Source organism: Microbacterium sp. CIAB417, assembly GCF_022788845.1.
The window spans coordinates 14,659-35,742 of sequence record NZ_JAHZUT010000018.1 but is presented as its reverse complement, the minus strand read 5'-3'; the positions used below and the strand labels follow the sequence as shown (position 1 = coordinate 35,742).

Below are 21,084 nucleotides of genomic sequence, written 5' to 3'. Positions count from 1 at the left end.
GTGACGCAACCCCGTTCCGCGCCCCCGCACGGGTGCCAGACTGGACCCGTGAGCACGCACCTGCCCTTCACGAACCCCTACCGCCACGGCTTCGCCCGCGTCGCCGCCGTCACGATCCCGGTCAGCGTGGCCGATCCCGCGACGAACGCGGAGGCCGTGCTCGCCCAGGCACGTGCCTGCCACGACGACGGCGTCGCGGTCGCACTCTTTCCCGAGCTGAGCCTGAGCGGCTACGCGATCGAGGATCTCGTCCTGCAGGACCCGCTGCTGGATGCTGTGGTGGTGGCCATCGAGCGGCTCGTGGCCGCATCCGTGGATCTGCGCCCCGTCCTGGTCGTCGGCGCACCGCTCGTCCACGGCAACCGGCTGTACAACTGCGCGGTCGTCATCCACCGCGGCGAGATCCTCGGCGTCGCCCCGAAGTCGATGCTGCCGACCTACCGCGAGTTCTACGAGCGCCGCTGGTACGCCCCAGGCGACGACCAGCGCGGTGGCGACATCCGCGTCGGCGATCGCTACGCACCCTTCGGGCCCGACCTGCTGTTCGAGGCGCTGGATGTCGACGGGCTCGTCGTGCACGCCGAGGTCTGCGAGGACATGTGGGTTCCCGTGCCGCCTTCGTCCGAGGCCGCCCTCGCGGGTGCCACGGTGCTGCTGAACCTCAGCGGCAGCCCGATCACGATCGCCCGTGCCGACGACCGCAAGCTGCTCTCGCAGTCCCAGTCGCTGCGTTGCCTTGCCGCCTACGCCTACGCCGCGGCGGGTCAGGGCGAGTCGACGAACGATGTCTCCTGGGACGGCCAGACCATGATCTACGAGGGCGGCCAGCTGCTCGTCGAGACGGATCGGTTCCCGGACGCGGCGCGCCGCAGCGTCGCCGACGTCGATCTGGACCGCCTGCGCCAGGACCGCCTGCGCCAGGGCACCTTCGACGACAACCGCCGCTCCCTCGCCGAGCGCGTGGGAGCATTCCGCACGATCCACTTCCGCCTGGACCCGCCCGCCGACCTCACGGGGCTGCGTCGGCCCGTCGCACGGTTCCCGTTCGTGCCGGCCGACCCCGCGCGCCTCGCGCAGGACTGCTACGAGGCCTTCAGCATCCAGGTCTCCGGACTCGAGCAGCGGATGCGGGCGATCGGCTCCCCGCGCCCCGTCATCGGCGTCTCGGGAGGGCTCGACTCCACCCACGCGCTCCTGGTCGTCGCCCGCGCGATGGATCGGATGGGGCGCCCGCGCAGCGAGATCCTCGCGTACACGATGCCCGGCTTCGCAACCGGCGACGGCACCAAGTCGAACGCGATCGAGCTCGCCGAGGCGATCGGTGCAACGATCGAGACGATCGACATCCGTCCCGCCGCCACCGAGATCCTGCGCGGGATCGGCCACCCGGCCGCGGACGGCGAGCCTCTCTACGACGTCACCTACGAGAACGTCCAGGCGGGGGTCCGCACCGACCTGCTGTTCCGGCTCGCGAACCGCCACGGCGGCATCGTGATCGGAACCTCGGACCTGTCCGAGCTGGCGCTCGGCTGGGCCACGTACGGCGTCGGCGATCAGATGAGCCACTACGCCGTCAACGCCGGCGTCCCCAAGACGCTCATTCAGCACCTCATCCGCTGGGTCATCGCCGACGGCGTCGGGATCGACGAGCGCACGGCCACCGTGCTGCAGGCGGTCCTGGACACCGAGATCAGCCCTGAGCTCGTCCCCGCCGGCGAGGACGGCAAGGTGCAGTCGACCGAGGACACCATCGGCCCGTACGCCCTCCACGACTTCACGCTGTTCCACATCCTGCGGTTCGGGATGCGGCCGTCCAAGATCGCGTATCTCGCCGAAGTCGCCTTCGCCGACGCGGAGGCCGGGCTCTGGCCGGCGGGCTTCCCCGACGACGAGCGCTACGCCTACGACCGCGAGACGATCGTGCAGTGGCTGCGGGTCTTCCTCACGCGCTACTTCGGCTTCGCGCAGTTCAAGCGCACCGCGATCCCCAACGGCCCGAAAGTCTCCCCTGCGGGATCGCTGTCGCCGCGCGGGGACTGGCGGGCACCGAGCGACGGGAACGCCGCCACGTGGCTCAACGAGCTGGACGCGGCCCTCGAGGCCTGAGGCGGATCAGTCCTCTTCGGGAGCCCAGGCGAGCGTGATCACGAAGGCATTCCGGGACAGATCCTGGATCGTGTAGCTCGTCGGCCGATCCCGCACCCACCCGCGGTGGCCGCCCTGGTCGAGCTTCACGGCAGTGGCCGACAGGCGCGGCCCGCGCCCGTCCGCGGCCAGCACCGCCTGCGCGCGGCTCCAGTGGGTGAGCAGGTCGAGATCGGTCGCGCCCTCCCACATCTGGCTCTGCGCCCGCATCACGGCGCGGGTGTGCGTGTCGGGGTGCAGGTCGCGCAGGTCGATGCCCACGCGGACGCCGGGTTCACTGACCGCGACGACGTTGGCCGCGCGGTACTCGGCGACCGTCACGACCAGGTCGAGCTCCTCGCCGTCGAGCGAGGCGATCAGGCGCGTGTGGTGGCCGAACGTCGTGGGCGCTTCGCGTTCGATGCGCACGGAGGCCGGGTCGACGCCGAGTCGCGCACCGATGATCGCCCGGGCGAGCAGACGTTTGCGGTCGTGCGCGGTGACCGAGGGGTCCCACCCGAGTCGAGCGTCGATTCCCGCCGGGGTGTCGAGAACGACCGATTCCATCGCTGCCTCCCGAGATCGCGGGCACAGCCGTCTGCGCCCTGTCTTCGACCCTAGCCCGGGCCCGCCACGCGGCGATCGGCCGATCCCGGAAGTAATGGGAATGGACGGCGGTATCCCCGTCTTGTCCATAGGGAGTGCGCGCACACTGGACGTGCGCAGCAGCGACGAAAGGACATCATGACCCGCATCGGACGCAGCGACCTCGACGTCTTCGGCCTCTCTCTCGGCGGCAATGTGTTCGGCTGGACGGCCGACCGCGACGCCTCCTTCGAGATCCTCGACACGTTCCACGACGGCGGCGGCAACTTCATCGACACCGCCGACGCCTACAGCGCGTGGGTGCCGGGCAACAGCGGAGGTGAGAGCGAGACGCTCATCGGCGAGTGGTTGGCCGCGCGCAAGCCCCGCGACATCGTCATCGCTACCAAGGTGAGCCAGCACCCGGAGTTCCGCGGCCTGTCCGCGAAGAACATCCGTGCGGCCGCGGAGGCGTCGCTGAAGCGACTCGGCGTCGACACGATCGACCTCTACTACGCCCACTTCGACGATCCGGGGACGCCTCTCGAGGAGACCGTCGCCGCGTTCACCGACCTGGTCAACGACGGCCTCATCCGCTACACCGCCGTCTCCAACTACTCGGGCGACCGCATCCGCGAGTGGATCGAGCTCGCGCAGGCGGCCGGCGGGCCGCTCCCGATCGCCGTGCAGCCGCACTACAACCTCGTGCACCGCAACGACGTGGAGGAGCACATCATCCCCGTCGCCGAGGAGTTCGACCTCGCGCTCGTGCCCTACTACGGACTGGCCTCGGGATTCCTGACGGGCAAGTACCGGTCGGCGGATGCGGCGGGTGCGGGTTCCCCGCGCGCGGAGGGCGCCGCCAAGTACGCGACGCCGCAGGGGCTCGCGATCATCGACGCCCTCGAGCGCATCGGCGCCGAGCACGGCGCGTCGATCGCAGCGACGGCATTGGCCTGGCTCCGCCAGCGGCCCACTGTCGTGGCCCCCATCGCGAGCGCCTCCCGCGCATCGCAGGTCCCCGACCTGCTCACGAGCGTCGGCGTCGTGCTGACCAGCGAGCAGATCGCGGAGCTCGACCGCCTCTCCGCCTGGTAACCCGCCTCCTGAGCACGCCGGACGAGCCCGCGACGACCACGATCGTCGCGGGCTCGTCTACGCTCGCAGGGTGAGTCTTTTCGGTTCCGGTCCCAGCGACGACCAGGGCAAGCCCTCCGCCACCCGCATCGGCATCTGGATCGCCGTCGCCGGCGTCGGCCTCTTCTTCCTCATCTCGGGGATCATCGGCATCGTCAGCGGAGGCGGCAACTGATGCGCCTGCTCGTCGCGGCGCTCGAGAGCGAAGTCGTCGCCTTCCCCGCAGAGCTCGAGGGCTTCGACCGGCTCATCACCGGGCCCGGCAAGCTGCCGGCCGCCGTCAACCTCACGCGCGCGCTCAGCGCCGCCGACTACGAGGAGATCGTCGTCGTCGGCACCGCCGGCTGCATCGATCCGCTGCTGCAGGGCGACCTGCACGAGATCGCCGGCGCGATCCAGCACGACGTGACAGACCCCGACGGCGTCGTCGGTCAGCACCTCTCGCTCCCCGCGAGGGTCGGTCACGATCGTGAGGGTGTCGTCATCGCGACGGGCGATTCGTTCGTCGACGACGCCGAGACCGTGAAGCTCATCCGGTCGCTGGGCGCCGGCCTCGTCGACATGGAGACGTACGCGTACTTCTGGGTCGCCGCCGAGTTCGGTGTGGCGATCCGTGTGCTCAAGGCGGTCTCCGACAATGCCCAGGACGATGCGATGACCGACTGGGACGCGGCCGTGACCGCCTGCAGCCACACCCTGCGCGAGCGCATCCGCTCCGACTACGGGGTCTGATCCCGGATCAGGATGCGGCGTCGGCCACCTTCTGGGAGCGACGCCTGGCGCCGAGGTCTGCCACGGCGATGACGAACGCCACCGCGAGGAACAGCGCGACAGTCACCATCCCGAATCCGTACGCGTCGTGGAACACCACCGCGTCGTCCGCGGTGGCGCCGTCTTCGCGATAGACCGTCGCGTAGAAGAGCGCGAGCGCCACCGCCGTGCCCACCGCCGTGCCGATCCGCTGGCCGAGCTGGCCGACCGAGCCCGCGAGCCCGCCCTCGCGCACGGGGATATCGGCGAGGGTGAGGGTCTGGTTGGGCGAGACCACGAGGCCGCCGCCGATGCCTCCGAGAAGCATCGCGCCGGCCATGACGAACGGCGTGACGGCGTCGGGCACGTAGAGCGCGGTGGCGACCAGGCCCGCGACGCAGGCCAGCATCACGCCGAGCCCCACGACGACGACGGGCCTGCCGAACCGCACGACGAGCGACCCTCCGATGTAGGAGGAGACGGCGCTCGCGAGCGCGAATCCGATCGTGACCATTCCCGCGAAGACGGGTTCGATGTGCAGACCGCTCTGCAGATAGAGCGTGGTCATGAGGAACATCGACGGCACGGCGGCGAAGTACGTCGTCTGCAGGAGCGTGCCGTTGCGGTACGAGCCGATCCGGAAGAGCTTCAGCGGGATGAGCGGCTGCTTGCCGATGCGGGTGTAGCGCTGCTCCCACGCCACGAACGCGGCGGCGAAGAGCACGAACAGCACGAGCAGCCACCACCGTCGCGGGTCGTCCCCGGGCGCCCCCGTGGTGAACAGGAACGGCCACATGAGCGAGATCACCGTGAGGGCGAACAGGAGCACGCCGACCGGGTCGAGGGCGAGCTTGCGGTGCGAGCGGGTGCGGGTGGCCGGGAGGAGGAGCGCCGCCAGCAGGATGGCGATCAGCCCGAGCGGCAGGTTCATCCAGAAGATCCACCGCCACCCGTCCTGAGCGCCGCCCACGGCGATGAGCAGACCGCCGAGCGTCGGTCCGAACGCGGTCGCCACACCGATCGTGGCGCCGAACAGCCCGAACGCGCGGCCGCGCTCCTTGCCCTGGAAGAGCTGCTGGATGAGACCGAGCACCTGCGGCATCTGGATGCCGGCGGCCGCGCCCTGCAGGAGGCGTGCAACCAGGAGCACCGTGGAGTTCGGCGCGAGCGCGCAGACCACGCTCATGGCGGTGAACAGCGTGAGCCCGATCAGGAACAGGGCACGGCGGGAGCGCTGGTCGCCGATGCGTCCCATCGGCACGAGGAACAGCCCGAAGGTGAGCACGTAGCCGGAGACGATGAGCTGCAGCTCGGTCGCGCCGGCGGAGAAGGCCGTCTCGATCGAGGGCAACGCCACATTGACCTTGGACAGATCGAGGATCGTGAGACCGGCGACGGCGACGCACACCCAGAAGGCGCGCCAGCGCGCGGCGGAGCTCAGCGGGATGTCGGTCGTGACCGGGTGCGCCTCGGATGCGCCGTCGGCCGCCACGCTCAGTCCCCGCTGCGGCTGAGGGCCGAGCGCAGCACGAGGAAGACGACGAGCGCGACGGCGGCGACGATGACGAGCTTGAAGACGAAGGCGATCACCGAGAAGAGCAGGTTGACGAGGAACCAGCCGATCACGATCGATGCGATGACGGCCAGCACCGTCCACAGGGTGTTCTTGCTCACCCCTCCACCTTAGGCGCGCGTGCCGACTCGGGGTCCCGGCTTGCGTCGCACGACGATTCGTCGATCGTCGTCATCACTGCCGGATGACGCTCGGTCCCTGCGGCGTCGCCTCGATCGTCAGCTGAGCGGGCAACTGGTCCTTCATCGCCTCGACGTGGCTGATCACTCCCACCGTCCGACCCCCCGCGCGGAGCTCGTCGAGGACGCTCATCGCGAGTTCGAGCGTCTCGGCGTCGAGCGACCCGAACCCCTCGTCGATGAAGAGCGTGTCGAGCCGCATCCCGCCGGCGCGAGCGGTGACGACCTCGGCCAACCCCAACGCGAGTGACAGCGATGCGAGGAACGTCTCGCCGCCCGAGAGCGACTGCGGCGGGCGCAGCTGGCCGGTGAACGCGTCCATGACCTCGATCCCGAGTCCGGATGCGGCGCCGCGAGCGGCCAGCGCATCCGAGTGGTGGAGGCTGTACCGGCCCGCCGACATCTCAGCCAGTCGTACGTTGGCCGCGATCACGATCTCCTCCAGCTCAGCGGCCAGCACGAACGTCTCGAGGGTCATGCGCCGCGTGTTCGGTGCGCGCCCGAGCAGGGTGTCGGCCAGACGCGTGACCACTGCCGTCTCGTGGGCGAGTTCGGCCACCGACGCGTAGGCGTCGTCGATGCGCACGACGAGATCGGACAGCCGATCCGCCGTCGATTGGGCCCGGCTGAGTTCCGCGATCGCGTGCCCGCGCGCCCGGTCCGCCTCGTCGGCCTTCTGCCGCGCCAGACCGACCTCGACGGGCGCCTCCGGCACGCCGGCCAGCTCGAGCTGCAGTTCGAGCAGGCGCGCTCGTACCAGCGCGAGATCGCGCTCGTGCGTCTGGACCCGGTCGACGAGCGCCGCCGTGTCGGTGCGCGAGCGCAGGGCATCGGCAGCGTCCAACGGGTCGGCGAATCCTGCCCGCTCGGCTCCCTCGGCGACCTCGGCCACCGCGACATCCGCCGCTTCCTGGGCGATGCCGAGCGCCGCCCGCGCGCTGCGCCGACGACGTGCGCGCTCTCGTCGTGCGATGAGCGCCGCGCGGCGGTCGGCCACGCTCTCGAACTCCTCGCGCGCGCGCTCGACGGTCTGCGCGATCTCCTCCCGGCGCGCCGCCAGCGCGGTGACGCGCGTCGCTGCTTCCCGTTCCTCGGCCGTCGCGCTCTCGACCGCCGCGGCGAGTTCGACCTGCTGCGTGTCGATCAGTGCGAGGTCGCGTTCGATCACATCGAGACGCGCCTCGGCGTCACGGGCCCGCTGCAACGCCTCCTGCGCGTCGGCGAGCGCCCGGTCGAGCTCTTCGGCGTCGGCGCCTCCCGCCACGGAGCGAGCGTCGGTGAGCTCGTCGCGCAGACCACGGGCCTCGTCCGCCGCACGTGTCTCCTCTGCGCGCGCTCGCACGACAGTCGCTTCGGCTTCGGCGATCGTCTCGTCGGTCACGGCGTCGTGGGCGCGCGGCGCGGGATGCGGGTGCTCGGTCGAACCGCAGACGGCACAGGGCTCGCCTGGCACCAGTGCCGCCGCGAGTTCGCCCGCACGCTCCGCGACGCGTCGACGCATCAGGCGCGCGAGCGCCGCGGATGCCGCAGCCGACGCGTCGAGCGCGGCGGTGTAGGCGGCCTCGGCGGCGGTGAGTCGTGCGTCCGCATCCGATGCCCGCTTGCCCGCCTCCTGCCGGAGCCGAGCGGCCTCGACGGCCCTCTCCCCCTCGACGATCCGGCTTGCCTGGGCGGCGGCTTCGGCGCGGGCGGCGAGCAGAGCCTCGCGGCGGACCGGCGCTTCGGTCGTCTCGGCGGTCAGGCGTCGCAGCGCCTCCCCGGCATCCGCGAGGGCACCGTGTGCGAGCACGAGCTCCGCATCCAGCCTCTCGAGTTGACGCTCGTTCTCGGCCGCGGCGTCGACCCGGGCGAGCTCGCCCGTCAGCTCTTCCTCGGCCGTGTCGAGATCCGCGTCCGGGTCCTCACCGGCAGCGAGCCACTCTTCATCGGCTGCCGCGGCCTCGGTCTCGGCGGCCCGGGCGGCGAGGCCCGTCCGGGCGGCACGTTCGATGGCACCGCGCAGCGCCTCGGCGGCGACCGCGCGATCACGTTCGAGGCGTGCTTGCGCGACGCTGTCGGCCTCGGACTCGAGCGCCGCGAGCCGGGCATCCGCCTCGTCGCGGGCGCGTTGCGCCTGAAGCTGGCGCTCGCGCAGCGCGAGGTCGGCGGCGGCCGCGGTCCACACCTCGTCGGCCTTCGCCCGCGCGATCTCTGCCGTTTCGACCCGGTAGCGCGCCCGCTCTGCCGCGGTGCGCACCGCCTCTCGCCGCGCGGCGAGATCGTCGGATGCGGGAAGCTCGGTCTCGTCGTCGATCAGCAGTTCGGCTTCGGTCAGCAGCGCCTCGGCGTGCACGCCTCGCTCACTCAGCTTCTGCTGCGTCTCGCGCCGCCGGTCGTCGAGCTCGCGGGCGTAGTCCTCGTAGCGTCGAGTGCCGAACAGGGTGCGCAGCAGTGCCTGGCGCTCGTCGTTTCGTGCCAGCAGGAAACGGGAGAACTTGTTCTGCGCGAGCAGGATGACCTGTTGGAACTGCTGCAGATTGAGCCCCAGCACCCGATCGAGGATCTCGGCGACATCCCGCGGTCGGGAGGCGCGACCGATCCAGGCCTCGTCGACGAGTTCGAACAGCTCGGCGCGCGCGGGCTCTGTCGTCATCCCGCCGCCGCGCAGCTTCGGGCGCGCATACTCGGGCGAGCGGACGACCCTCCAGCGCACCTCGCCCACCGTGAACTCGAGGCTCACCTCGGTGGGGTCGTCGGGCGACGCATGGTCGCTGCGCAGACGCTTGTCGGGACCGTCGTAACGCGGGACGTTGCCGTAGAGCGCGAATGCGACACCGTCGAGAACGCTCGACTTCCCGGCGCCCGTGCGGCCGGTGATGAGGAAGATGCCGTCGTCGGCGAACGCGTCGAAGTCGACGATCTGCCGATCGCGGAACGGACCGAAACCCGCCAGTTCGAGCCGGTGAAGCCTCACGCCCCGGCCTCGGCGAGGGCGTCCTGCTTCTCGGCGAGCGTGGTGCGCAGCAGCTCCGCTTCGGCGGGCGATGCGGCTTCGCCCTCGCGGACGTGCCCGAGGAACGCGTCGATGAGCTCGCGGTCGCTGCGTGCCTGACGGACGCGCTGCGCGTAGCTGGCGAGAACTCCGACATCCGCGCGGTCGGGGACGTGCGCCACGTTCGCGCAGAACGGGAACCGCTGCTGCAGCCGACGCATGACGTCGCGCTGCGGCAGCGCGTCGGTGTACTCGGCGCTCACCCATGACGACTCGGCGTCGGCGAAGCGCGGATCGGTGAGCAGGTCGTCGAGCGGCGCACGCAGCACCTCGAGACGGCGCGGGATGCTCACATCGCGCCAGGCGACCGACGCGAGCCCCGTCTCGTCGAGGTCGACGATCCAGACGCCCCGGCGGCGCCCCTTCTCGCCGAAGCCGTAGTGCAGCGGCGCCCCGGCGTAGCGCACCCGGTCGCTGAGCTGCTGACGCCCGTGGATGTGGCCGAGCGCGACGTAGTCGGGCCCGTCGAACACCGACAGCGGCACGACATCGAGGGAGCCCTGCCGGATCTCGCGTTCGAGCCCCGGCGTTGCCTCGATCCCCGCCGCGAAGCAGTGTGAGATGACGACGGAGCGGCCCCCGCGCTCACCGCGGTCGGCGCGCACCAGATCCATCGCGTGCTGAAGGGTCTGCGCCTGGGTGCGCAGCTCGGCCTCCGGCCACAGATGACGTACCTGCGCGGGGGCGAGGTAGGGGATGCCGTAGACGTGCACGGGGCCGTGCGCGTCGTGCACCGTGATGGGCGCGGCGAGGCGGGTGGGATCGGTGAGAACGTGGATGCCGTCGCGCAGCAGCCGGGCCTGGAACCCGAGGCGTGCGGCCGAGTCGTGGTTGCCGCTGGTGACGATCACCTGCGCCCCGGCCTCGCGCAGCCCGACGAGGGCGTCTGTCAGCACCGTGTAGCACTCGGGCGCAGGGGCTGCCGAGTCGAAGACATCGCCGGCCACGATGACGAGGTCGACCGATTCGTCTCGCACGATCGACACCATCTCGGCCAGCACACCGCGCAGGGCGTCGATCGTGGTGTAGCCGTGGAAGGTACGCCCGATGTGCCAGTCGGAGGTGTGCAGGATCCGCATGTGTTCACGGTACGGTCGGCCTCGGACACGGCGTCGGATGCTCGCCACAGTTCCGAAACATTGCCGCCGTAAGGTGACGGACATGGCCATCCGCGACGTCTGCGTCGTCTACATCCTGCGCGGTCATGCGCAGGATGCGCAGGTGCTGCTCGGCTACAAGCGCACGGGCACGGGACTGGGTCGTGTCGTGGGCATCGGCGGCAACACCGAACCGGGCGAGAGCGTCGTCGACGCGGCCGTGCGGGAGGTGCGGGAAGAGACAGGGCTCGAGATTGACCCCGCGCTCCTGGAGCCGGTGGGCCGACTCGTCTACCGATTCCCCTCACGCGACAGCTGGTCGCAGCGCTCGCACGTCTTCGTCTACCGAGCAACGGTGGCGGAGCCCGTCGAGACGGACGAGATCGTGCCGGCCTGGTTCGGCCTCGACCAGGTGCCGTACGACCGGATGTGGGACGACGCTCGCCGGTGGCTACCCGCGGTGCTTCGCGGCGGCACGGCGTACGGCGGCTACACGTTCGGGGACGACCTCGCGACGGTCGTGGCCGAGATGCCGGGAACGCCCGCCGCGTGAGGATCAGGCGTTGACCTGCTCCGCGAGGCGCGTGAGCTCGTCGTCATCGGTCTCGATGGCTGCGTCCGCGAACCGCTGACGCAGCACCTCCGCGACGCGTTCGAGAGGCAGACCCCTGACATCGACACGCGTCTGGGCGATGATCCCGTCGACCTTGTCCTGTCGCGTGGCGAGGTGCTGGTCCATGACGGGCTCGTCCTGCGTGCCCTCGGGGAACGATCCGGTGCTCATTCGCTGTCTCCGCTCGTCAGGTCGGGGTCGGCGCCCTGCGACGGCTCGTCGGACTCCACCAGTTCGGGCGACGCCTCGGCGCGCTCGTTCTGCTCTGCGGCCTCCTCGTCGGAGGTGCCCTCCCAGCCGCCGGGCGGGTCGGCGTTGATCACGCCCTCGGGCAGATCACGATCGTCCATGCCGCACTCCCTTTCCTCGGGTCTCAGCATCCCGGAACGCGCAGGCGCAGGTTCAGGGGATTGACGCCCGTGGACGGCGACGGTAGAGCGGTCAGACGCGCTGCTGCAGGATGCCCGCACGCTCGGGATGAGCGGCGAACCAGTCGGCGACGTACCAGCACATCGGCACGATCTGACGATCGCCCGCCTTCTCGAGCAGGCTCACCGCCCGCTCGACGATCTCGCCCGCGTAACCGTGGCCGCGGAAGCTGGGCACGGTGAAGGCGCGCGTCATCGAGACGCTTCGTCCGTCGTCGCGGTAGTCCAGGACGCTCACGAGGTCGTCGCCGAGGTACAGCGCGTAACGGGACGCATCCGTCTGGTCTTCGAAGCGGAACTCGGTCACCCCGCCAGGCTACGCCGTCGGCGGGGCTACCGAGGCCGTCTCAACCGAGCTCGTCGGCGGCCGGGATCGCGCGGGTGCGCGCGAGACGCCGGTACCAGAGTCCGGAGTCCTTGACGGTGCGCTCGAGGGTGTCGAAGTCGACCCGCACCACGCCGAAGCGCTTGGCGTAGCCGTAGCCCCACTCGAAGTTGTCCAGCAGCGACCACACGAAGTATCCGCGCAGATCCACGCCCTGCTCCAGCGCACGGTGCGCGGCCGTGAGGTGGCGCTGCAGGTAGTCGACGCGCTCGGCGTCGTGCACCGCGCCGTCCGGGGCGACATCGTCTGCGAAGGCGGCGCCGTTCTCCGTGATCATGAGCGGCTGCGCGGGGAACTCGTCGCGCAGCGCCAGCAGCAGCTCTTCGAGTCCTTCCGGCGCGATGTTCCAGCCCATCTCGGTGTACGGCCCCGGCTGCTCGACGAACTCGACGAGCTGGTCGCTGCCGGGCCAGGCGGTGCCTCCGGCGCTCGCCTTGTGCCCGTCGTTCTGCTGGCGGGGCGAGGAGCCGTCCCAGAGGCGAACGGTCGCCGTCGAGTAGTAGTTGACGCCGAGCACGTCGATCGGCTGGTTGATCTGAGCCAGGTCGCCGTCCTCGACGAACGACCAGTCCGTGATGGATGCGGTGTCCGCAAGCAGATCGGCGGGGTACGCGCCCTTCAGCATCGGATGCGTGAACGCGCGGTTCGCGAGCGCATCGATCCGACGCATCGCCTCGCCCGCGTTCTCCCCCACGCCGCGCAGAACGTGGAAGTTCAGGGTGACGGAGTACTGCGGGTCTCCCGTCGATGTCGCCCGCAGCGCCTGGACGGCGCGGCCGTGCGCGAGGTTCAGATGGTGCACGGCCGCGAGCGCCGCCGCGGGCTCGTGGCGGCCGGGGGCGTGACCACCCTGGCCGTAGCCGAGGTAGGCCGAGCACCACGGCTCGTTCAGCGTCGTCCAGGTGTGCACCCGGTCGCCGAGCGCTGCACCCATGACCTCGGCGTAGCGCTCGAAGGCATCCGCGGTCGCCCGCACGGGCCACCCGCCCGCATCCTCCAACGGCTGAGGAAGATCCCAGTGGTAGAGGGTCGCCACGGGACGGATACCGCGCTCGAGCAGCCCGTCGACGAGGCGCGAATAGAAGTCAATGCCGGCGCGGTTGACCTCGCCCGTGCCGGTGGGCATGATCCGCGGCCACGCGATCGAGAACCGGTAGGCGTCCAGTCCCAGCTCGGCCATCAGGTCGAGGTCGCTCTCCCAACGGTGGTAGTGGTCGCACGCCACGTCGCCCGTATCGCCGTTCCAGACCCGTCCGGGCGTGTGGCTGAAGGTGTCCCAGATCGAAGACCCGCGACCGTCTTCCGCGGCCGCCCCCTCCACCTGATACGACGCCGTCGCCGACCCGAACGTGAATCCGGGAGGGAACACCAGCCCGCTGTCTCGGAAATCCGCGTTACCGGTGCTCATCGGGTCACCTCCGCAAGGTCTGCGCGCAACGTTTCGCTGCGTCCGTCGGGCGTGGTCACGATCACCTCGGCGATGCCTTCTCCGCCGGGGAACACCCGCAGCGTCAGCCCTTCCAGGTAATCGTAGTCAGGCCGGTCGTCGCGGGCGCCCCACGGCAGGACGGCGCCCGGGCGCACGTACAGCGGCAGCGAATCGACGCCGTGACGGTCGCGGCGCCACCCGCCGTCGGCGCGCTCCCCGGTCAACAGGTGAGTCCACTCACCCTCCGGCAGATAGAACTCCACCTCGCCGTCCGCCGAGAACACCGGCGCAACGAGCAGGTCGCCGCCGAGCATGTACTGCCGATCGAGGTGGGCGCAGGTCGGGTCGTCGGGAAACTCCATCGCCATCGGGCGAAGCAGCGGCACGCCATCGGATGCGGCCTCCACGCCGCGCTGGAACAGGTACGGCATGAGCCGCATCTTCAGCTGGGTGAAGATGCGGGTGACCTCGACGGCCTCGTCGTCGAAGTTCCACGGCACGCGGTACGACTCCGAGCCGTGGAAGCGGCTGTGGGAGCTCAGCAGACCGAAGGCGGTCCAGCGCTTGAAGACCTCGGGATCGGGGGTGCCCTCGAATCCGCCGATGTCGTGGCTCCAGTGGGCGAACCCGCTCCACGCGAGCGAGAGGCCGCCGCGGAGCGTCTCCGCCATCGATACGAAGGTCGACGTGCTGTCCCCGCCCCAGTGCACGGGCATGCTCTGCCCGCCGACCGTCGCCGACCGCGCGAACAGCACCGCGTCGTCCGCTCCGCGCGCCTCGACGAGCACCTCGTGCACGGCTTTGTTGTACAGGTGCGTGTAGAGATTGTGCATCCGGTCGGGAGCGCTGCCGTCGGCGTAGACGACCTCGAGCGGGATGCGCTCGCCGAAGTCGGTCTTGAAGCAGTCCACGCCCTGGGCGACGAGAGCGCGGAGCTTGTCCTGGTACCAGCGGGTCGCGTCGGGGTTCGTGAAGTCCACGAGCCCCATGCCCGCCTGCCAGAGATCCCACTGCCAGACCGAACCGTCCGGGCGGCGCACGAGGAACCCCTGTGCCGCCGCCTCGGCGAACAGCGGCGAGCGCTGGGCGATGTAGGGGTTGATCCACACGCACACGCGGAGGTCGCGCTCGTGCAGTCGCCGCAGCATCCCGTCGGGATCGGGGAACACCCGCGGGTCCCACTCGAAGTCGGACCAGTTGAACTCGCGCATCCAGAAGCAGTCGAAGTGGAAGACCGACACCGGCAGCTGGCGCGCGGCCATCTCGTCGATGAAGGAGGTGATGGTCGCCTCGTCGTAGTCGGTCGTGAAGCTGGTCGACAGCCACAGACCGTACGACCAGGCGGGCACGATCGGCGGACGGCCCGTGAGCGCGGTGTAGCGGGTCAGCACGTCCTTGGGGGTCGGGCCGTCGATCACGAAGTACTCGAGCACCTCGCCGGGCACGGAGAACTGCACCCGCTCGACGGTCTCGGAGCCGATCTCGTAGGAGACGTGTCCGGGATCGTTGACCAGCACGCCGTAGCCACGGCTCGACACGTAGAACGGGACGTTCTTGTAGGCCTGCTCACTGGAGGTGCCGCCGTCGGCGTTCCAGATCTCGACGCTCTGCCCGTTCTTGATGACGGGGCCGAAGCGCTCGCCGAGCCCGTAGATCAGCTCTCCGACTCCGAGGTCGAGCTGCTCGTGGACGAACGTGTGCGCGCGGACGCCGCTGCCGCCCGCCCGGGCGTTGTCGACGATGCCGGGGTCGACCTGGGCGTCGTGGGCGAGGGTGATGTAGCCCTGCGCCTTGTGTCCGCTGCCGGTGAGCCGCCTCTCGCCGGAGAAGAACTCCAGCGACCACGGTGCCCCCGCGGCGATGCGCGCGGTGAGCGATCCGGTGCGCAGGTGCGCGCCCGCCGCATCCGCCGCGACCTCGGTGGCGCCGGGCGCGGATGCGACACCGAACGAGAGCGGCGCGGTGCCGCCGTCGTGGTGGACGATGCGCACGCGCACCACACCCTCGGCGGGCGAGGAGAGCGTCACCGTCAGCGTCGCCCGGTTCAGGGTGTCGCCCCGGCGCTCGATGACCTTGGTCGGTGCGGTGATCACCAGCCCCGGACCGTCGAGCGTGTCGGTCTCCCAGATGTCGTACGCCTCCTGCGCATACAGCGCGGTGACCCCGGGACGCAGCTGCCAGAAACCATCGGTGAACTTCATTACTTGACTGCTCCTGCGGTGATGCCGCGCGTGAGGGTGCGCTGGAAGATGAGGAAGAAGAGAAGGGTGGGGATGAGCCCCAGCAGGGCGGAGGCGCTGGTCGTGGTGACGTCCATGAGTCGGTCGCCCTGCAGGACGCTGATCGCGACCGGCACGGTCTGGTTGGCGTTCGACACCAGGAACGTCAGCGGGATGAGGAACTCGTTCCACGTCCAGATGAAGAAGAAGATGACGAGCACCGACAGTGTCGGGCGGCTGATCGGGAAGACGACGCGCCACAGGATCTGCCAGCGGCTGGCTCCGTCCATCGCCGCGGCCTCCAGGACCTCCTTCGGGAAGGTGCCGTAGACCGAGGCGAGCAGGTATGTACCGAAGGCGGCCTGGATCACCGTGAAGATGATGATCACCGACCACACGTTGTTGTAGAGCCCGACCGCCTTGGAGAGGTAGTAGAGCGGGTACAGCAGCGCCTCCTGCGGCAGGAGGTTCGCCAGCAGGAACAGCAGCACGATCCAGCTGCGCCCCCGCACCCGTCCGATGCCGATCGCGAACGCGTTCAGCACCGAGATGAGCACCGCCAGCAGCGCCACCATTCCGGAGATGAAGAACGAGTTCCACACCTTCTCGGGGAAGTTGACACGCTCCCAGAACGCGGCGAGACCCGTGACGTCGATCTGGCTGGGGAGGGCGAGAGGTCCCCCGTTCGAGTAGTCGGCGGGCGACTTGAACGAGTTCACGAGGATCAGGTAGAACGGCGCGATCACGACGATCGCACCGACGATGACGAAGGCGAGCATCAGCCAGTCGATGCCGCGCGGGCGGGTCATGCCCCCGCGACCGCGCCGCGGCACGCGCGGCGACGGGCGCCGCCCGTCCTTGGTGGTGGTCACAGCCATGGTGGCGGCCATCAGCGGCCCTCCCTTTCGTTGCGCTCCACCGCGTTCTGCGCACGGATGAAGAGCACGGCGACGATCGCGATGACGATGGTGAGTGCGGTGGCGATGGTGGCGCCGTACCCGACCTGCTGGGCCTGGAAGAACTCGCTGTAGGCGTAGTAGGCGGGCACGATGGTCGACGTCCCGGGGCCCCCGCGGGTCAGCACGTACACGGGGCCGAACACCTTGAGGGCCGCGATCGTGCAGGTGAGGGTGACGACGAAGATCTCCGGGCGGATGATGCTCATCGTGATCGAGCGGAAGCGCTGGAACCAGTTCGCGCCGTCGAGTTCGGCGGCTTCGTAGAGTTCGGGGTCGACGCGCTGCAGCGCCGCCATGAAGACGACGATCGGATAGCCGAGCTGCACCCAGACGAGCACGACCATGATCGCGCCGAGGGCGGTGTCGGGGCTGCCGAGCCAGTTGTGCGCGAGGGATCCGAGACCGATGCTCTCGAGGATCGTGTTCAGGGCGCCGTCGTCGGGGCGCAGCACCCAGCCGATGACGATGCCGGCGATGGCCGCAGGAAGGATCTGCGGCAGGTAGTACGTCGCGCGCAGGAAGCTCGCGAGCCGCCCGCCGTACTTGCGCCCGACGACGTCGAACAGGAGGGCGGCGATGATGAGGCCGAGCACCGTGGGCAGGATCACCATGGCGACGATCATCCAGATGCTGTTGCCGAAAGACGTCCAGAACTTCGTGTCGCCGAACAGGCGCACCCAGTTCTCGACACCGATCCACTCCGGCGGCTTGATACCGCGCCAGCTCGTGAAGGAGAGGTAGACGTTCCACACGAGCGGGATCAGGATCACGACGCTCAGCAGGATCAGGCCGGGGATGAGGTAGAGCCAGTAGCCGGCGGATCCGCGCCCGCGCTGCGGGATCAGCGGCTCCTCGGGAAGGGGCTTGGCACGCCGCGCTCTGGGCGGCCGCACGAACGGGACGGCGGACATGACCGTCTCCTCACTTGGTCGAAGGAATGGGGGTGGCGGAGGGGCGGGCACCCCTCCGCCACCGGGGATCAGCCGCGCAGACTCGAGACGTACGACTCGTACTCGTCGCCGAGTCCGGTCTGCACCTGCTCGGGCGTCGAGCTGCCGTTGGCGAGGTTCTGCAGCTGGGCGACGAGGGTGTCGTAGAACGTCGGCGTGGGCCAGTCCGGGTAGAACGAGAGGCCGTCGGAGTCGAGGATCGAGTTGAACGCGGTGATGAGCTCCTTGCTCTTCTCATCCGTGATGTCGGACTCGTTCGCCGCCACCGGAACGCCGCCGTTGTTGCCGATGATCGCCTGGATCTCGGGGCGCAGCGTGATGTCGATGAACTTGTAGGCCAGGTCCTTGTTCTTCGCGTTCTCCGGAACGACCCACAGGTTGCCCGAGGAGCCGAGGCTCAGCTTGCTGCCGGGGAAGTTGAAGATGCCCCAGTCGTACCCGCTGATCTCCTCGGTGAAGCGGCCGTACCACCAGCTGCCCGACACGAAGATCGGGTAGTTGCCGGCGATGAACGCGGTGCCCGCATCCTCCGCCTTCATGCCCGCCACGTCCGGGGAGATGTAGCCGGCGTCGACGTACTCCTTGAGGGTGTCGGTCGCGTAGGTGATGGGCTCGTCGTTCCAGTCCACCGGGTTCTTGTAGAGCTGGTAGTCGTCGACCCACGAGCGGTCTGCCTTGCTCAGTGCCAGCTGATACCAGAGCTGGCCGAGCGGGTACTCCGCACCCGCCTCGGCGAGCGGTGTGATGCCCTTGGCGACGAACGCGTCGAGCACCTTCACGAACTCGTCGTAGGTCGTCGGCACTTCGAGGCCCGCATCCGCGAAGGCCTGCTTGTTGTAGTAGACCGTGACGAACTCGCCGTAGTTGGGGATGCCGTACCAGGCGTCTCCACCCATGACGCCGTCCTCGCTGTAGCGGGCGGTCGTCTGCAGCGACGGAGCGAGCTTGTCGGCCCAGCCGTTCTCCTCGACCGCCGAGGTGATGTCGGTGAGCAGACCCTGGCTGGCCAACAGGCCCGCCGTCGCGTTGCCCTTGTTGTACTCCATGATGTCCGGCGCCTCGTCGGAGTTCAGGACCTGGCTGGCGGTGGAGCGGATCTGCTCGAAGCCCTTGGCCTCGAAGTCCACCTTCGCACCGGTCTCCTCCTCGAAGACCTTGATCGCCTCGTCCCACGCCTTGCCCATGGCGCTGTCTTCGCCCTCGTAGTGCCAGAGCGTCAGGGTGTTGGAGTCCTCCGGGCTGCCGCCGCCGCCCGAGCACGCGCTCAGGGCGAGGGCGGCCACGGCGACGCCGCCGAGCAGGATGAGGGAGCGGTGTGTGGTGCGTGATGTGATGCGTGCCATCTTCGGCACTCCTTTCATGGTGACCGTCAGTGGTCGGGTGTTGCGGGACGGGCGAAGCGCGTTATCGAAGCGCTTCGATAACGCGCAGGAGAAGGGACGGGGGAAGGAGGGTCATCTCGACCGGGCGGCGACGGAGCCGACGTCGAGGTAGTGGGGGGCGATGAGGTGCACGCCCGGTTCCGGAGCGGATCCGGCCAGAGCGGCGACGGCGAGCTCGACGGCGAGCTCGCAGCTTTCGGCGGGAACGAGAGGAATCGAGTCGAGCGGCGTGCTGAGGGCGGCGGTGTCGAAGGAGGAGCCGACGGAGACGATCGAGATGTCCCCCGGAACGCTGAGCCCCGCATCCGCGAGCGCGTCGAGCACGCCCTGGTGGACGTCCTCCGCGCAGTGCAGCACGATCGCGCTCACCCCCTCGGCCAGCAGGCCCCGGACTCCGTCGCGGATGGTCGCGGTCGTGGGCCGCGACTGCCCGGCGTAGCGGAACCCTGTGGGCACGCCGCGGCGTTCTGCCGCGCGCTCGAAGCCGACACGCACGCGCGGCGGGAAGTTCGAGCGCTCGTAGGAGATCTCGGGATGGCCCAGCATGCCGATCGAACGATGGCCCAGATCGATGAGCCGGTCGGCGGCGAGGGCGGCAGCGCGCTCGAAGTCGAGGTCGACGCACACGAGACCGTCCCGGTCGTTCGGCACTCCGATGAAGATGCTCGGCAGGGCGATCTCTCGGGACAGCGCCACTCGGGCATCGTCGGGGGCGACGTCGAGCACCAGGATCGCGTCGACCAGGCCACTGGCGGCCACCCGCCGCATCCCCGCCTGCGCGTCCTCGTCGGTCAGCAGCAGGATGTCGTAGTCGTTGCGCCGAGCCGCGACCGCTGTGGCCAGCACGAACGCCATGTGCGTCGGCGCGTGCGTGTCGATGCGTAGCGGCTCGGTGAGCGCGAAGATCTGCGTGCGCCTCCCGGCGAGCATGCGCGCGCCGGCGTTCGGGCTGTAGCCGAGCTCCGCGACCGCCTTCTCGATACGCCGACGAGTGTCCACGGCCACGGGCCGCTTGCCACTGAGCGCATAGGACACGGTCGAGATCGACACGCCGGCGGCCTGCGCCACCTCGTTGATCGTGACCATCTCATCCTCTTCGCCGGGTTGGTCGAAGCGCTTCGACGCTGCTTCGTCCAGGACTGTAGAACACGATCGGATGCCAGCGCAACACGTTTCGCGGAGAAAACAACAAATCAGGGGTCCCATCGCGCGTTTGACGCAGACACGCCCGGCACGTCATAATCGGCCACATGACTGACAATGCACGTTCTCTGTCCGCCTGGGAGGCGAACGGGACTGCCGGCTCCATGATGGCCGGCCGCATTGTCATGTGTTGTCGAATGTGCCGCTGACTCGGTCACCCCGTCCGACGCCGCCGCGCATCTGAAGCGCCGCGCGTCCTCTGCATCCGCTCTGTGATGCTGCGCACCCGGCCCTGACCCTGGGCCGCGACTGACAACACCTGAATCGGGCACGAGTCCCGGTTCCTCTTCCGGCAAGGAATCCGCACATGTCCACTCCCGTTGCTCTCGATAACCGCACCTCCGCCCGCCCCGCCCTGCGTCTGGTCACCGACGCTCCCGCAGCTCCCGCTGCGGCGCCCGCCGCCGAGCGCAGTCTTCCCGCCGGCACCGCGCCGCGCGGCTTCGCGCTCTACGTCGGCTTCGACGAGGCGAAGGCTGCCGCCTCCGGCGTCTCTCTCGGAACGATCGTCGAGGCCCTTCGCCGCACACTGCACGATCTCGCTCCCGCCGCAGAGACCTACGCGACCGTCGCCCTCGCCCCCGTCGGCGCCGGCGGCCGTGACGTCGACGTCGTGCGCCTGGCACTGCACGAGCCCTCGGCGGTGGCCCGCACGAAGCCCGAGATCGAGGTCGAGGAGCGCGCCGAGGCCGGCGTCGTCGTCGACATCTCCCGCAAGCGCGTGTTGATCGACGGCGAGTCCGCCGCCTTCACGTTCAAGGAGTTCGAGCTGCTGCAGTACCTCGTGCTGCGCGAGGGACGCACGATCGAGCGCGCCGAGCTGGTCGGCTCCCTCTGGCAGCAGGGCGACGCGGACGCGCCGGGCGAGCGCACGATCGACGTGCACGTGCGTCGCCTGCGCGCCAAGCTGGGGCGCTTCGAGGACATCGTGCGCACGGTGCGCGGAGTCGGCTACCGCTTCGACCGGCACGCCGACGTCGCCATCCGCTACGGCCACGGCACCCCCTCCCCCGACCGGTTCTGAGTCGGTCGGTCCGCTG

20 protein-coding genes are annotated in these 21,084 nt (G+C 69.8%); 6 read left to right on the top strand and 14 right to left on the bottom strand.

What is annotated here, in order from left to right; genetic code table 11:
• Positions 1–48 precede the first annotated feature (48 nt).
• Entirely contained in the window at positions 49–2,106 is a 2,058-nt protein-coding gene (locus KYX17_RS31300; protein ID WP_243233633.1) for an NAD(+) synthase, read from the top strand.
• A gap of 6 nt (positions 2,107–2,112) precedes the next feature.
• Here KYX17_RS31300 and KYX17_RS31295 read toward each other — a convergent pair whose 3' ends face one another.
• Positions 2,113–2,691, bottom strand: coding sequence for a hypothetical protein (locus KYX17_RS31295; protein ID WP_243233630.1), 579 nt, complete (start codon positions 2,689–2,691; stop codon positions 2,113–2,115).
• A 177-nt stretch (positions 2,692–2,868) separates the two neighbouring features.
• Here KYX17_RS31295 and KYX17_RS31290 point away from each other — a divergent pair, with 177 nt between their 5' ends.
• The 3 genes from KYX17_RS31290 to KYX17_RS31280 all read left to right on the top strand — a co-directional run bounded on the left by KYX17_RS31290 (position 2,869) and on the right by KYX17_RS31280 (position 4,578).
• Complete coding sequence (locus KYX17_RS31290) at positions 2,869–3,807, top strand: aldo/keto reductase (RefSeq protein WP_243233629.1); 939 nt, start codon at positions 2,869–2,871, stop codon at positions 3,805–3,807.
• 70 nt (positions 3,808–3,877) lie between these two features.
• Positions 3,878–4,021: a hypothetical protein gene (locus KYX17_RS31285; RefSeq protein WP_161594077.1), complete on the top strand. Its 144-nt coding sequence runs from the start codon at positions 3,878–3,880 to the stop codon at positions 4,019–4,021.
• Positions 4,021–4,578, top strand: coding sequence for a nucleoside phosphorylase (locus tag KYX17_RS31280; protein ID WP_243233626.1), 558 nt, complete (start codon positions 4,021–4,023; stop codon positions 4,576–4,578). Before KYX17_RS31285 ends, KYX17_RS31280 begins: the two co-directional genes overlap by 1 nt.
• A 7-nt stretch (positions 4,579–4,585) precedes the next feature.
• Here the strand turns inward: KYX17_RS31280 and KYX17_RS31275 are convergent, their stop codons facing one another.
• The 4 genes from KYX17_RS31275 to KYX17_RS31260 form a co-directional block, all read right to left on the bottom strand.
• A complete protein-coding gene (locus KYX17_RS31275) occupies positions 4,586–6,088 on the bottom strand; it encodes an MFS transporter (protein ID WP_374209012.1) in 1,503 nt (500 codons plus the stop codon).
• A 2-nt stretch (positions 6,089–6,090) separates the two neighbouring features.
• Positions 6,091–6,270, bottom strand: coding sequence for a hypothetical protein (locus tag KYX17_RS31270; protein WP_243233624.1), 180 nt, complete (start codon positions 6,268–6,270; stop codon positions 6,091–6,093).
• 73 nt (positions 6,271–6,343) lie between these two features.
• A complete protein-coding gene (locus KYX17_RS32415) occupies positions 6,344–9,301 on the bottom strand; it encodes an AAA family ATPase (RefSeq protein WP_243233622.1) in 2,958 nt (985 codons plus the stop codon).
• A complete protein-coding gene (locus KYX17_RS31260; RefSeq protein WP_243233620.1) occupies positions 9,298–10,458 on the bottom strand; it encodes an exonuclease SbcCD subunit D in 1,161 nt (386 codons plus the stop codon). The genes KYX17_RS32415 and KYX17_RS31260 overlap by 4 nt, the downstream gene beginning before the upstream one ends.
• Positions 10,459–10,540: 82 nt before the next feature.
• Between KYX17_RS31260 and KYX17_RS31255 the strand changes: the two genes are divergently transcribed.
• A complete protein-coding gene (locus KYX17_RS31255) occupies positions 10,541–11,029 on the top strand; it encodes an 8-oxo-dGTP diphosphatase (protein ID WP_243233619.1) in 489 nt (162 codons plus the stop codon).
• A gap of 3 nt (positions 11,030–11,032) precedes the next feature.
• Here the strand turns inward: KYX17_RS31255 and KYX17_RS31250 are convergent, their stop codons facing one another.
• The 9 genes from KYX17_RS31250 to KYX17_RS31210 form a co-directional block, all read right to left on the bottom strand.
• Positions 11,033–11,260: a hypothetical protein gene (locus KYX17_RS31250; RefSeq protein ID WP_243233618.1), complete on the bottom strand. Its 228-nt coding sequence runs from the start codon at positions 11,258–11,260 to the stop codon at positions 11,033–11,035.
• On the bottom strand, positions 11,257–11,439 hold the full coding sequence (locus tag KYX17_RS31245) for a hypothetical protein (RefSeq protein ID WP_243233617.1): 183 nt from the start codon (positions 11,437–11,439) through the stop codon (positions 11,257–11,259). Before KYX17_RS31245 ends, KYX17_RS31250 begins: the two co-directional genes overlap by 4 nt.
• A 91-nt stretch (positions 11,440–11,530) precedes the next feature.
• A complete protein-coding gene (locus KYX17_RS31240) occupies positions 11,531–11,824 on the bottom strand; it encodes a GNAT family N-acetyltransferase (protein ID WP_243233616.1) in 294 nt (97 codons plus the stop codon).
• A gap of 40 nt (positions 11,825–11,864) precedes the next feature.
• Positions 11,865–13,310 (bottom strand): glycoside hydrolase family 1 protein, encoded by a 1,446-nt coding sequence (locus KYX17_RS31235; RefSeq protein WP_243233615.1) that lies wholly within the window; start codon positions 13,308–13,310, stop codon positions 11,865–11,867.
• Complete coding sequence (gene yicI / locus KYX17_RS31230; protein ID WP_243233611.1) at positions 13,307–15,532, bottom strand: alpha-xylosidase; 2,226 nt, start codon at positions 15,530–15,532, stop codon at positions 13,307–13,309. The genes KYX17_RS31235 and yicI overlap by 4 nt, the downstream gene beginning before the upstream one ends.
• Entirely contained in the window at positions 15,532–16,440 is a 909-nt protein-coding gene (locus tag KYX17_RS31225; protein WP_243233604.1) for a carbohydrate ABC transporter permease, read from the bottom strand. Before KYX17_RS31225 ends, yicI begins: the two co-directional genes overlap by 1 nt.
• Positions 16,440–17,420: a carbohydrate ABC transporter permease gene (locus tag KYX17_RS31220; RefSeq protein ID WP_243233602.1), complete on the bottom strand. Its 981-nt coding sequence runs from the start codon at positions 17,418–17,420 to the stop codon at positions 16,440–16,442. Before KYX17_RS31220 ends, KYX17_RS31225 begins: the two co-directional genes overlap by 1 nt.
• A gap of 68 nt (positions 17,421–17,488) precedes the next feature.
• Complete coding sequence (locus KYX17_RS31215) at positions 17,489–18,802, bottom strand: ABC transporter substrate-binding protein (RefSeq protein WP_243233600.1); 1,314 nt, start codon at positions 18,800–18,802, stop codon at positions 17,489–17,491.
• Positions 18,803–18,913: 111 nt separating this feature from the next.
• Positions 18,914–19,927 (bottom strand): LacI family DNA-binding transcriptional regulator, encoded by a 1,014-nt coding sequence (locus KYX17_RS31210; RefSeq protein WP_243233596.1) that lies wholly within the window; start codon positions 19,925–19,927, stop codon positions 18,914–18,916.
• 424 nt (positions 19,928–20,351) lie between these two features.
• Between KYX17_RS31210 and KYX17_RS31205 the strand changes: the two genes are divergently transcribed.
• Positions 20,352–21,068, top strand: a complete 717-nt coding sequence (locus tag KYX17_RS31205) for a winged helix-turn-helix domain-containing protein (protein WP_243233595.1) — start codon at positions 20,352–20,354, stop codon at positions 21,066–21,068.
• The last annotated feature ends 16 nt before the right edge of the window (positions 21,069–21,084 follow it).

Bases quoted from the DNA above. Each gene is read 5' to 3' on its own strand.
- KYX17_RS31280 (WP_243233626.1), top strand. From the start codon at position 4,021: ATGCGCCTGCTCGTCGCGGCGCTCGAGAGCGAAGTCGTCGCCTTCCCC.
- KYX17_RS31250 (WP_243233618.1), bottom strand. From the start codon at position 11,260: ATGAGCACCGGATCGTTCCCCGAGGGCACGCAGGACGAGCCCGTCATG.
- yicI (WP_243233611.1), bottom strand. From the start codon at position 15,532: ATGAAGTTCACCGATGGTTTCTGGCAGCTGCGTCCCGGGGTCACCGCG.
- KYX17_RS31215 (WP_243233600.1), bottom strand. From the start codon at position 18,802: ATGGCACGCATCACATCACGCACCACACACCGCTCCCTCATCCTGCTC.
- KYX17_RS31255 (WP_243233619.1), top strand. From the start codon at position 10,541: ATGGCCATCCGCGACGTCTGCGTCGTCTACATCCTGCGCGGTCATGCG.
- KYX17_RS31290 (WP_243233629.1), top strand. From the start codon at position 2,869: ATGACCCGCATCGGACGCAGCGACCTCGACGTCTTCGGCCTCTCTCTC.
- KYX17_RS31220 (WP_243233602.1), bottom strand. From the start codon at position 17,420: ATGTCCGCCGTCCCGTTCGTGCGGCCGCCCAGAGCGCGGCGTGCCAAG.
- KYX17_RS31245 (WP_243233617.1), bottom strand. From the start codon at position 11,439: ATGGACGATCGTGATCTGCCCGAGGGCGTGATCAACGCCGACCCGCCC.
- KYX17_RS31210 (WP_243233596.1), bottom strand. From the start codon at position 19,927: ATGGTCACGATCAACGAGGTGGCGCAGGCCGCCGGCGTGTCGATCTCG.
- KYX17_RS31295 (WP_243233630.1), bottom strand. From the start codon at position 2,691: ATGGAATCGGTCGTTCTCGACACCCCGGCGGGAATCGACGCTCGACTC.
- KYX17_RS31205 (WP_243233595.1), top strand. From the start codon at position 20,352: ATGTCCACTCCCGTTGCTCTCGATAACCGCACCTCCGCCCGCCCCGCC.
- KYX17_RS31260 (WP_243233620.1), bottom strand. From the start codon at position 10,458: ATGCGGATCCTGCACACCTCCGACTGGCACATCGGGCGTACCTTCCAC.
- KYX17_RS31235 (WP_243233615.1), bottom strand. From the start codon at position 13,310: ATGAGCACCGGTAACGCGGATTTCCGAGACAGCGGGCTGGTGTTCCCT.
- KYX17_RS31225 (WP_243233604.1), bottom strand. From the start codon at position 16,440: ATGGCCGCCACCATGGCTGTGACCACCACCAAGGACGGGCGGCGCCCG.